Origin of the sequence: Brenneria populi, from assembly GCF_036016195.1 — a bacterium.
Taxonomy (GTDB): Bacteria; Pseudomonadota; Gammaproteobacteria; order Enterobacterales; family Enterobacteriaceae; genus Brenneria; species Brenneria populi.
Window position 1 is genome coordinate 310,275 of sequence record NZ_JAYWTM010000007.1, and the last position, 12,580, is coordinate 322,854.

Here is a 12,580-nt window from a genome sequence, read left to right on the forward strand (position 1 = left end):
CTGCATCTCTTGACAATGGTTCGTGGCCTGCTCTACACCAGCTCGCCGGGGTCGGCCTCCCAGCGATACCCCATACCGTAAACCGTACGGATAAATGAGGTTTCCCCATCAAGCTGTTCCAGCTTGCGCCGCAGATTTTTGATATGGCTGTCGATGGTGCGATCGGTGACGACCCGGTAGTCGTCATAGAGTTTATCCAGCAGCGCTTCGCGCGAAAAAACTTTGCCCGGCTCGGTGGAGAGCGTTTTGAGCAGCCGGAGCTCGGCGGGCGTCAGATCGAGAGTTTGCCCCAGATAGCTGGCCTGAAAACTGCTTTTATCAATCAGTAAAGCGGATTTATCCGCCGGTTTCCGGGCGTCGGACAGCCAGCCGCAGCGGCGTAGCAGGGTACGTACCCGCACCACCACTTCCCGCGGGCTGAAGGGCTTGCAGATATAGTCGTCCGCGCCGATTTCCAGCCCCAGCAGGCGGTCGATCTCTTCGCTGCGGGCGGTGACCATAATGATGGGCACGTTGGAAAACTGGCGGATGGTGCGGCACAGCGTCAGGCCGTCGGTGCCCGGCAGCATCAAATCCAGCAGGATCAGCGCCGGCCGATTCTGCTTGACCCACTCGAGCACGTCGTCGCCGTTGCCGATCCAGTGGGCCCGATAATCGGCGGCCCGAAGGTAATCAAGCAACAGTTGCCCCAGTTTGGGTTCATCTTCAACGATCAGCACCGGGAGAGGCGCGGAGGAAATGGGGTCGGTTGTCATCATTTTAGGTTCGGTCATGGAGGGTTTCTGTTTGGCGCAGGCAAAGGCAGCTCGATGATAATCAGCAGACCGCCTAACGGCGAGTGCTCAGCATACAGCCGTCCGCCATGGGCCTCAACGATATTGTTGCAAATAGCCAGCCCCAGACCGGATCCGCCGCTGGCGCGGTTGCGCGAGCTTTCCGCCCGGTAAAAACGTTCGAATATTCGCGTCAGTTGCTCGTCGGTCACGCCGGGGGCGCTGTCCTGCCAGGCGATGACCAGCCGGCCCTGGCGCGGGGCGGCGCAGATTTCCAGCTTTCCGTCTTCGTCGGTGTAGCGCAGGCTGTTTTCCAGCAGATTGTTGAACAACTGGATTAAACGATCCGGATCGCCGAACGTATCGATGCGGGTCGGCAGTGCCGCCTTTAGCGTAATATTTTTTTTCCGGTAGCGTTGATTAAAGGCGGCGATGGCGATATGCAGCAGTTGTACGATATCCACCGTGCGCTTGCGGTAGGTGAGCGCGCCCCGATCGGACAGCGACAGCTGATGAAGGTCGTCCACCAGCTTGGTCAGGGTGGTCACCTCCGTCTGTAGCGAATGCAGCGAGTCGGCATTGGGCTGGCGGACGCCGTCCTGCAGCGCTTCCAGCTCGCCGCGCAGTACCGCCAGCGGCGTGCGCAACTCGTGGGATATGTCCGCCATAAACGCGCGGCGCGACTGCTCGTTTCTTTCCAAGGCGTCGGCGAGCTGGTTAAAATCCTGCGCCAGCCGGCCCAACTCATCGTGCGTGGCGGCGGTGACGCGGGCGCTGAAATCGCCCGCCGCCAGATGGTGTATGCCGTTGACCAGCCGTTTAACCGGTGCCAGCAGGCCGCGCGCGGTCAGCCAGGTGGCGAATATCGCCAGCAGGGTGGACAGCGCCACGATAAGCCAGCTGATTCGCTGCTGCTGTCGGTCGAAATTGATATCGGCATTGCGCGTCAGGCGCTCGGCGGGCGGGGCGACGACCCAGCCGACCGTCTGGTTACGCACCGTAATCGCCTGCCGTATGCCTTCCGCCGGCGGCGTCCGCGGGGGGCCGAACAGGATATGGTTGTCGGCGTCCAGCACCCAGAGGCGAACGCGCCAGCCGTGTAAGGCATTGCCGGCGCCGTCCTCGCTATTCTGCTCCATGGAGTGCAGTATCTTGGCGACCAAACGTTCATTGTTGCGTAAAAATGACCAGTCGCCGTAGTGCTGGTATTGCTCCGCCAGCGTATCGCGCAGCTGCGTCACCCGCTGTTCGTTGCCGCGCTTGATATAGTCGATAAATCCGCGTTCGAAGCTGATGCGTACTCCCCAGTGCATGGTGATCAGCACCAGCATGCAGGTGGCGAAAATCGCCAGGAATAATTTAGCGGTGATGCCGAATCTCATCATGACCTCACAGCCGGCGGGAAAGGGTTGACAGCTTGACGTCGTCCGGCGGCACGCGGTTAAAAATTAACGCCGGGAAAGCAATAATGACCGCCATGGCGAGATAGGTATAAAGGAACACGCTATGGGTTTGCGCGATCTCGGCCATCGGATGATGCCGGGAAAACATGCCCAGCAGCATCCCCGCGATGCTGACGCCCAGGCTCATGGATAGCTGCATGCTCATGGACAGCAGGCCGTTGCCGCCGCTGGCGAGGGTATCGGGCAGATCCTTCAGCGTCAGCGTATTCATGGCGGAAAAACGCATGGCGTTCACCGAACCGAGGAAAAACAGCACCACCGGCAGCAGCCAAACCCAATTCATCATCGCCGCCAGCGCGAAGAGCAGAATAACCAACGCCAGCAGCAGCGTCGAGGCGACCAGCACCCGGCGGTAGCCGAAGCGGTTGACGATGTTCACCACTATCCGTTTGATTCCCATATTGCCCAGCACCATGGGGATCATCATCAGCCCGGCATGAAAAGGCGAAAACCCCATCCCTAACTGCAGGAATAACGGCGTCATAAAAGGCAGCATGCCGCTGCCGATGCGCGCCAGAAAACCGCCGCCCAGCCCGATGGCGAACGTTTGGGTGTTGAACAGGCGCAGATTGAACAGCGCGCGCGGGTTTTCGCGGGCATGCAGCCAATAGCTCAGCAGGCAAATCAGCCCGACGGCGATCGCCGCGTAAATCGCCTGCGGCGGAATACCGAGATTGTTGCGCCCGTCCAGCGCCAGCGTCAGGGTCGCCATGGCGACGGCGAGCCATAAAAAGCCGCGCATATCGAAACGCTGGGTTTGCATGGTGTAGTTGGGCATCAGCAGCCAGGTGGCCGCCGCGCCGGCGATGCCCACCGGCAGGTTGATAAGGAAAATCCAGTGCCAACTGGCGTATTCGACCAGAAAGCCGCCCAGCGCCGGCCCCATCATCGGGCCGATCTGGCCGGGCAGCGTGACGAACGTCATGGCGGCCATATACTGATCGCGCGGCACGATCTTCATTACCGTTAGGCGGCCGACCGGCACCATCATGGCGCCGCCGACGCCCTGCACCACCCGGAAGGTAAGGAGTTCGTTCAGCGTTTCCGCCCGGGCGCACAGCAGGGAGCCCAGCGTGAACAGCAGGATGGCGGAAAAGAAGACGTTTTTGACGCCGAGACGGTCCGCCAGCCAGCCGCTGGCGGGCAGCATAATGGCGACCGTCAGCACATAGGCGACGATCACCGAGTGCATATGCAGCGGGTTTTCGTTCAGGCTGGCGGCCATTGAGGGCAGGGCGGTATTCACAATGGTGGTGTCCAGCGTCTGCATAAAGAAGCCGAAGGCGACGATCCACAATTGCCAGCGAACGGAAGCGGGCTGAGTCAGCATGTATCAGGATGCTCCCGATGGCAAAAATTGATAAAGCATATTTGATGTTACCTTTTACTTTTGGGGCCGGTGTGTGAAATTTATTCATATGTATGCGCGGAGAAGTTTCGTGCGCCCGAAGACCGCCGCCTCTATGCTACGACGTAGCGCGCGCCCGACACAGGGCGGCTCATGCGCCGCCGCGCCGCCAACCCCGCAGTTTATCGAAAAACAGATAGACCACGGGAGTGGTATACAGCGTCAGCACCTGGCTCATCGCCAGCCCGCCGACGATGGTGATCCCCAGCGGCTGGCGCAGCTCCGCGCCGTCGCCGCTGTCGAGCACCAGCGGCAGGGCGCCGAACAGGGCGGCCAGCGTGGTCATCATGATCGGGCGGAAACGCAGCAGACAGGCCTGGAATATGGCGTCTCTGGCGCTGATTCCGCCGGCGCGCTGCGCCGTCAGCGCGAAGTCCACCATCATGATGGCGTTCTTTTTGACGATGCCGATTAATAGCATAATGCCGATGAGGGCAACCAGGCTAAAGGGCGCGCCGAACCACTCCAGCGCCAGTAAGGCGCCCACCCCGGCGGAGGGCAGGGTGGAGAGAATGGTCAATGGGTGGATATAGCTTTCGTACAGCATCCCCAGCACGATATACACCGTAATAATGGCGGCTAGAATCAGCAGCGCCTGCGACGACTGCGACTGCTGGAAAGCCTGCGCCGTGCCGGAGAACTGACCGCGCACCGACGGCGGCACCCCCAGGGCGATCATGGTTTTCTCAATCGCCGCGGTGGCCGCGGAAAGCGTTGCGCCCTCCGGCAGGTTAAAAGAGAGGGTCGAGGCGGCGGACAGCCCCTCATGGTTGACCGACAGCGGCGCGTTGATCGGCCGCCAACTGGCGAAATAGGCGAGCGGAATCGGTTTGCCTTCGCCGTTGATCACAAACATTTTTTGCAGCGCGCCGACATCCTGCGTATAGGCTTCATCCACCTCCATCACCACTTTGTACTGGTTCAACGGCTGATAAATCGTGGATATCTGGCGCTGGCCGAACGCGTTGTTCAGCAGGGCGTTGGCGTCCGCCACGCTGATCCCGAGACGGGCCATCGCATCGCGATCGTACGTGAGCGCCATCTCCGCGCCTTTATCCTGCTGATCGGAGTTAACGTCGGCCAGTTCGGGTAATTTCCCCAGCGCGGCGCGGATTCTGGGTTCCCAGACGCGCAGCTCGTCAAGGTCGTCGGCCAGCAGCGTGTATTGATAGCCGGCATTGGCCTCCCGTCCGCCGATGCGGATATCCTGCACCGCCATTAAAAACAGATTCGCGCCGGGCTCCTGCGCCAGTTTGCCGCGTAAACGGCTAATCACCTGCTGGGCGCTGACATCGCGCTCGGAGAGCGGCTTGAGCGCGATAAACATCGATCCGCTGTTGGTGCGCCAGCCGCCGGTAAAGCCGGTGACGTTATTCACCGCCGGATCGCTGCGCACGATGGCCATAAAGTTCTGCAATTTCTGCGTCATCGCCTGAAAAGAGATGCTTTGATCGGCCTGAATAAACCCCATCAGCCTGCCGGTATCCTGCTCGGGAAAGAAGGTTTTGGGAATAGTGATATACAGCCAGACGTTGAGGACGATGGCCGCCAATAGCAGCGCCAGCACCCAGCGGGCGTGGTCGAGCGCCCAGTTAAGCGAGCGGCCGTAGGATTGCTGCAACGCGACCAGGACGCGGCCGAAGCCCCGTTTGCGCCGCAGGCCGCGCCTGGGCGCCGGGCGCAGCAGTCTGGCGCACATCATGGGCGTCAGGGTCAGCGAAATCAGCAGCGAGATGGCGATCGCCACCGACAGCGTAACGGCGAATTCGCGCAATAGCCTGCCCGGCAATCCCTCCATCAGCAGCAGCGGAATAAACACCGCTATCAGCGAGACGCTCATCGACAGGACGGTGAAGCCCACTTCGCGCACCCCCTGCAGCGACGCCGGCAACGGTTTCATTCCGGCTTCAATATGGCGTGAAATATTTTCCAGCACCACGATGGCGTCATCCACCACAAAACCGGTGGCGATGGTCAGCGCCATTAGGGAGAGGTTATTCAGACTGAAGCCGCACAGATACATGGCGGCGAAGGTGCCGATCAGCGAAACCGGCACCGCCGCCGCCGGGATCAGCGTCGCGCGTCCCGAACGCAGAAACAGAAACACCACCAGAATGACTAGCCCCACGGCGATCGCCAGCGATTGTTCCACCTCTTTCAGCGAGGCGCGGATGGTCGGCGAGCGATCCTGGGCGACGCCGAGCCGGATCTCGGCGGGCAGGCCGGCGCGCAGTTCGGGCAACGCCGCGCGGATGCTGTCCACGGTGGTAATGATATTGGCGTCGGGCGCGCGGCGGATAACGATCAGAACGGCCGGCCCGGCGTCGGCCATCCCGGCGTTGCGCGCGTCCTGCACCGAATCCTTCACCGTGGCGACGTCGCTCAGCCGCACGGCGGCGCCGTTGTTATAGCGGACAATCAGCGGCCGATAGGCGTCGGCGCTTTTCAACTCGTCGTTGGTTTTTATCTGCCAGCGCCGCTGATGATTTTCAACGTTGCCCACCGGGCGGCGGATATTGGCCTGGCTAATCGCCTGGCGGACCTCATCCAGCGACACGCCCTGATTGAACAGCGCCTGCGGATTTAGCGCCACGCGCACGGCGGGCAGCGAGCCTCCGCCGACGGAAACGTCGCCCACGCCCGCCATCTGGGAGATTTTCTGCGCCAATTGGGTCGAGGCGTAGTCATACAGCTGCCCCTGATCGTAGGTATCCGATGTGAGCGTCAGGATCATGATCGGCGCTTCGGAAGGATTCACTTTCCGATAGGTCGGCCGGCTGGCCATGCCGGAAGGCAGCATGCTTTGCGCCGCGTTAATGGCCGACTGCACGTCGCGCGCCGCGCCGTTGATATCCCGGTCGAGGTTGAACACTAGGATAATGCGCGTGCTGCCCAGCGAGCTCATGGAGGTCATTTCGGTGACGCCCGAAATGCGGCCCAGGGCGCGCTCCAGCGGGGTCGCAATCGAGGTCGCCATGGTCTCCGGCGACGCGCCGGACAGCGAGGCGCTGACCAGGATCACCGGAAAATCCACCTGCGGCAGCGGGGAGACCGGCAGCAGGCGAAAGCCGAGCGCGCCGCAGAGCGCGATCGCCAACGTCAGCAGCGTGGTGGCGACCGGCCGATGGATAAACAGGGCGAAGAACCTCACTCGATCTCTTCCTCCCGACGGGGGGCGCGCCGGAAATGCAGCGCCATCCGGTCGAACAGCAGATAAATCACCGGGGTGGTGAACAGGGTCAATATCTGGCTCATGATCAGGCCGCCGACCATACAGATCCCCAGCGGCTGGCGCAACTCGGCGCCGACGCCGGTGCTCAGCATCAGCGGCAGAGCGCTAAGCAGGGCGGCCAAGGTGGTCATCAGTATCGGCCGGAAGCGCAGCAGGCAGGCCTGGTAGATGGCCTCATACGGGCTCATACCCTGTTCGCGCTCGGCGGCCAGGGCGAAGTCGATCATCATAATGGCGTTCTTTTTCACGATGCCGATCAGCAAGATGATGCCGATGACGGCGATCACGTTCAGCTCGCTGCCCGCCATCATCAGCGCCAGCAAGGCGCCCACTCCCGCCGTCGGCAGCGTGGAGAGAATGGTCACCGGATGGATGAAACTCTCATACAGTACGCCGAGCACGATGTACATGGCGACAATCGCCGCGGCGATCAGCCATACCGTGTTGCTCAGCGCCGACTGGAAGGCCAGCGTCGTGCCCTGAAACCGCGTGGTGATGTTCGCCGGCAGTTCCATTTGCCGCTCCGCCTGGGTGATGGCCTGCACCGCGTCGCCCAGCGAGTAGCCGCTGCTCACGTTGAAGGAGAGGGTGGCGGCGGGCAAGCGGTCGAGATGGTTGATGGTCAGCGGCCCCAGGCGTTCCTCGACGCTGGCGATGCTGCCGAGCGGAATGGTTCCGCCGTCGCGGCCGATCAAGCGGATATCGTACAGGGCGTCCAGCCCGTTATTGCGGCCGGTATCGTGTACGAGCACCACGCGGTACTGGCTGGATTGGGTGTAGATGGTGGAAATCAGGCGCTGGCCGAAAGCGTTATACAGCGCGCTGTCCACCGCCGACATGCTGATCCCCAGGCGGCTGGCGCTGTCGCGGTCGACGTTGACGTAGGCGATGGGGGCCCGATCCTGCCAGTCGCTGCTGACGTCTTTCAACTGCGGCAGTTTCTGTAGAACGGTCATCAATTTGGGCACCCACAGGCTCAATTCGTCCAGCGACATGGATTGGAGCGTGAACTGATACTGCGTACGGCCGATCTGCGTATCAATGGTGAGATCCTGCACCGGCTGCAGATAGAGCCGCACGCCGGGGATCTGCGCGGTTTTCCGCTGCAGCCGGGCCACGATCGCCGGAATGCGTTCATCGCGCTCGTCGATCGGCTTCAGGTTGATCTGCAGGCGGCCGCTGTTGAGCGCGGAGTTGGCGCCGTCGACGCCGACGAAAGAGGAGACGCTTTGCACCGCAGGATCCTGCATGATAAGCGAGACGACCTGCTGCTGGCGCTCGGCCATATTGCCGAATGAAACCGACTGCGGCGCCTGCACCGTTCCCTGGATAATGCTGTTGTCCTGCGCCGGGAAGAAGCCCTTGGGTATCCACAGATAGAGCAAAACGGTGAGCAGCAGGGTTCCCAGCGCCACGCCCAGGGTCAGCCAGGGATGATGCAGCACTTTGCTCAGCCAGACGCCGTAAATCTCAATCAGCCGAGTAAAGAAACGTTCGCTGGCGCGGGTAAAGCGGTTCTGCCTGCGCAAGGATTGATGGCTCAGCAGCCGGGCGCACATCATCGGCGTGAGCGTTAGCGAGATAACGGCGGAGATCAGAATCGAGACGGCCAGAGTGATGGCGAATTCACGAAACAGCCGGCCGATAATGTCCCCCATAAACAGCAGCGGGATCAGCACGGCGACCAGCGAGAAGGTTAATGAAATAATGGTGAAACCGATTTCACCGGCGCCTTTTAATGCGGCGTCGAGCGGCTTCTCGCCTTTTTCGATATAGCGGGAGATATTTTCAATCACCACGATCGCATCATCGACCACAAACCCGGTGGCGATGGTCAGCGCCATCAGCGTCAGGTTATTAATCGAGAAGCCGAGAAAATACATGGCGGAAAAGGTACCGATCAGCGATAGCGGAACCGCGATGCTGGGGATAAGCGTCGCGACCGCGTTGCGCAAAAACAGGTAAATCACCATCACCACCAGGGCGATGGCCAGCAGCAATTCAAACTGTACGTCTTTTACCGAAGCGCGAATGCTGGTGGTCCGGTCGGTCAGTATCGAGACCTCCACCGATTTAGGCAGGCTGGCGGCGAGCTCGGGCAGCATTTTGCGAATACTGTCGGTGGTGGTGATGACGTTGGCGCCCGGCTGGCGCTGTACGTTGATAATGATGGCCTGCTGACGATTGGCCCAGGCCGCCAGATCGGTATTTTCCGCCGCCTGTTCGATGACGGCGACGTCGCGCAGGCGCACCGGCGCCTCATTGCGCCAGGCGACGATCAGCCGGCGATAATCCTCGATGGACTTCATCTGATCGTTGGCCGATAGGGTGACCGAGCGGGTCGGCCCGTCCAGGCTCCCTTTGGCGGAGTTGACGTTGGCGGCGGTAATGGCGGTGCGGACCTCTTCGCTGGTCAGCCCGTAAGCCGCCAGCGCCGGCGCATTCAGTTTTACCCGTACCGCCGGGCGCTGCCCGCCTGCCAGCGACACTAGCCCGACGCCGGATACCTGCGAAATTTTCTGCGCGATGCGGTTATCGGCCATGTCCTGTAATTGCGTCATGGCGACGGCGGTGGAGGTTACGGCCAGCGTGATAATCGGCGGATCGGCCGGGTTAACCTTACTGTAGGTCGGCAGATAGGGCAGGTCGTCGGGCAGCAGATTGGTCGCGGCGTTAATCGCCGCCTGCACGTCCTGTTCGGCGATATCCAGCGGGAGTTCGAGCAGGAATTGCAGCGTAATGACGGAAGCGCCGCCGGCGCTTTGGGTCGACATCTGCTTCAGCCCGGATATCTGTCCGAACTGGCGTTCCAGCGGCGCGCTGATGGCCGAGGTGACGACTTCGGGGCTGGCGCCCGGATAGAGGGTGACGACCTGGATCGTCGGGTAGTCCACTTCCGGCAGCGCCGCGACCGGCAGAGCGCGGTAGCCGACGATGCCGGCCAGCAATATCGCCACCATTAACAGCGTGGTGGCGACCGGGCGCAGGATAAAAAGCCGCGAGGGCCCGCCGCCGCGGGTTGGAACGCTATCCGGCATCAGGGTCTCTCCCCGGTGACGGCCGGCGTTTTCCACGTCGAGTCGGACGCTATCACCTCCACCTTCGTCCCTTCGATTAGGCGATCGATCCCATCGGTGACGACCTGAACGTTTTCGTCCAGCCCGGCGGTTACCACGATGTTCTGGCCGTATTGAATACCGGTGGCGACCAGACGCTTGCTGACCTCATTTCGCTCATTCATTATCCAGACGTAGTGGCCTTCATTGCCCATCTGTATGGCGGCGGCGGGAGCTAAAATCGCATTTTGCAGCGTATCCACCTTCATACGGATGTTCACGAACTGATTGGGGAACAGCGCGTCATCGCTATTCTCGAAACGGGCCTTAAGCTTGACGGTGCCGGTGGTGGCGTCGATCTGATTATCCATGCTCAGCAGGCCGCCCTGCGACAGCTTTCGCCGGTTGGCGCGATCCCAAGCTTCAACCACCGGCGGCTGTTCGGCCTTCTGCGCTTTCAGTACCGTGGCGATCTCGCCTTCCGGTAAGGTAAACACCACATCGATAGGATGCGTCTGGGTGATGACCACGATGCCGTTGGCGTCGCCGCTGGTGATGTAATTCCCCACGTCGACCTGCCTCAGCCCCACCCGTCCGCCGATGGGCGCGGTAATTCTGCTGTAAGCCAGCTGCAGTTCGGCGCTGGCCACCGCGCCTTCGTCGGCCTTGACCGCGCCTTCCGACTGACGCACCAGAGATAGCTGCGCGTCCAGCTCCTGTTGCGAAATCAGATTGGTTTTCACCAGTTTTTGATAACGGGCGAAATCCTGCCGGGCGTTCGCCAGCGCCGCCCGATCCTTAGCCAGCTGTCCCTGAGCCTGCGTCAGCTCCACCTGATACGGCCGGGGGTCGATTTCAGCCAGCAGATCGCCCGCCTTGACCTGGCGTCCTTCCTGAAAGTGCAATGCCATCAGTTCGCCGTTAACCCGGCTGCGGATGGTCACCGTGTTGGCGGCGGTTACGGTGCCGAGCCCGGAGAGGTAGTAGGGCACCGATGCCGCCTGCGTGCGCGCCGCCTGAACGGGGGGCGGCGCGCCCATCGACGCGCGGCGGCCGGCGGCGCCAGGACGCGACGGCTGGCCGGCCTGATGGCCCGGCTGGCCGGATGGCGCGGAAGGTTGGGTAAAATGGCGCCAAAGCGACAGCGCGGCAATAACGGCGACGATCGGTATCAACAGGCGAGAGAGGCGTTTGGCATTCATGGTAAAGGGATAATCTCTCCAGATTGCTCAGGCGCAGAGCAGGTCCATGGAACAATTTTCTCATCATACAAGTTTAAACAGAATGTATCGGACAAAAATGAAGGAAATGTGGAAGATATGTCAGGGTTTGTCGACGTGAAAAGGGCGGCAGGCGCGGCCGGAGAAGCCTTCTCGCCGCTCCCCGCGCCTGTGCGGGGAGCGGCGGTGACGTGATGAAAGCTATAGCACCAGTCCGGCGATGGAGGCGGAGAGAATGCTCACCAGCGTGGAGCCGTAAACCAGTTTCAGACCGAAGCGGGAAACCACGTTGCCCTGCTGTTCGTTCAGCCCCTTAATTGCGCCGGCGATGATGCCGATGGAAGAGAAGTTGGCGAAGGAAACCAGGAATACGGAGAGGATCCCAACGCTGCGCGGCGACAGTTCACCCGCGACTTTTTGCAGCTCCAGCATGGCGACGAATTCGTTGGAGACCAGTTTGGTCGCCATGATGCTGCCCACCTGCAAGGCTTCATGCGAAGGAATGCCCATGATCCAGGCGAACGGATAGAACACATAGCCCAGGATTTCCTGGAAGCTGATGCCGAAAAGCGCGCTGCAGATAGCGTTGATGGCGGCGATCAGCGCGATAAAACCAATCAGCATGGCGGCAACGATGACCGCGACTTTAAAACCGGTCAGGATATATTCGCCCAGCATTTCGAAGAAGCTTTGATTTTCATGAAGATTGCCCAGCTGCAGTTCAGGCTCTTCGCCGACTTTGTACGGATTGATAATCGACAGCACGATAAAAGTGCTGAACATGTTCAGGATCAGCGCGGCGACGACAAACTTGGCGTCCAGCATTGACATGTAGGCGCCGACAATCGACATGGAAACCGTCGACATCGCCGTCGCCGCCATGGTGTACATGCGTTTTTCGGACATCTTGCCCAGAATGTCCTTGTAGGCGATAAAGTTTTCAGACTGGCCGAGGATCAGGGAACTGACGGCGTTAAACGATTCCAGTTTACCCATGCCGTTGATTTTTGAAAGAATGGTGCCGATCAGGCGGATAACGATCGGTAATACCTTAATGTACTGCAAAATCCCGATCAGGGCGGAGATGAAGACGATGGGGCAGAGCACTTTAAAGAAGAAAGAGATGAGATTCTTATCGCTGTTGGCCATATCGCCAAAGACAAAATCGGTTCCCTGACCGGCGAAACCGAGCAATTTATCGAACATGGCGGCGAAGCCTGTCACTACGCCCAGTCCGGCGTTCGAATAGAGGAAAAAGTAGGCCAGTAGAATTTCAACGACCAAAAGTTGAATAATGTAGCGAATACGGATGCTTTTACGATCGCGGCAAATGAGTAACGACAACGCGGCGACAACGACTAATGCTAAGATAAATTGTGCAATATGTGACGGGGACATGTTTGCTCCAAATAAGAGGCCAGCCAGGTT

At 60.5% G+C, this 12,580-nt stretch carries 7 protein-coding genes; all 7 read right to left on the minus strand.

Annotation, left to right across the window (positions count from 1 at the left end; genetic code table 11):
- Positions 1–32: 32 nt before the first annotated feature.
- Positions 33–755 carry an envelope stress response regulator BaeR gene (baeR, locus tag VSX58_RS11450; protein ID WP_327618225.1) on the minus strand — a complete coding sequence of 241 codons (723 nt, stop codon included), beginning with the start codon at positions 753–755 and terminating at the stop codon, positions 33–35.
- Between the two features lie 14 nt (positions 756–769).
- Positions 770–2,155: an envelope stress sensor histidine kinase BaeS gene (gene baeS, locus VSX58_RS11455; protein WP_327618226.1), complete on the minus strand. Its 1,386-nt coding sequence runs from the start codon at positions 2,153–2,155 to the stop codon at positions 770–772.
- A 7-nt stretch (positions 2,156–2,162) separates the two neighbouring features.
- Positions 2,163–3,566, minus strand: coding sequence for a multidrug transporter subunit MdtD (mdtD, locus tag VSX58_RS11460; RefSeq protein WP_327618179.1), 1,404 nt, complete (start codon positions 3,564–3,566; stop codon positions 2,163–2,165).
- A gap of 169 nt (positions 3,567–3,735) precedes the next feature.
- Complete coding sequence (mdtC, locus tag VSX58_RS11465) at positions 3,736–6,795, minus strand: multidrug efflux RND transporter permease subunit MdtC (RefSeq protein WP_327618180.1); 3,060 nt, start codon at positions 6,793–6,795, stop codon at positions 3,736–3,738.
- Positions 6,792–9,914, minus strand: a complete 3,123-nt coding sequence (locus VSX58_RS11470) for an MdtB/MuxB family multidrug efflux RND transporter permease subunit (RefSeq protein ID WP_327618181.1) — start codon at positions 9,912–9,914, stop codon at positions 6,792–6,794. The genes mdtC and VSX58_RS11470 overlap by 4 nt, the downstream gene beginning before the upstream one ends.
- A complete protein-coding gene (locus VSX58_RS11475) occupies positions 9,914–11,134 on the minus strand; it encodes an MdtA/MuxA family multidrug efflux RND transporter periplasmic adaptor subunit (RefSeq protein ID WP_327618182.1) in 1,221 nt (406 codons plus the stop codon). Before VSX58_RS11475 ends, VSX58_RS11470 begins: the two co-directional genes overlap by 1 nt.
- A 219-nt stretch (positions 11,135–11,353) precedes the next feature.
- The gene (locus VSX58_RS11480) at positions 11,354–12,550 is read right to left on the minus strand and encodes a NupC/NupG family nucleoside CNT transporter (RefSeq protein ID WP_327618183.1); all 1,197 of its coding nucleotides are present in this window, start codon (positions 12,548–12,550) and stop codon (positions 11,354–11,356) included.
- Positions 12,551–12,580 lie beyond the last annotated feature (30 nt).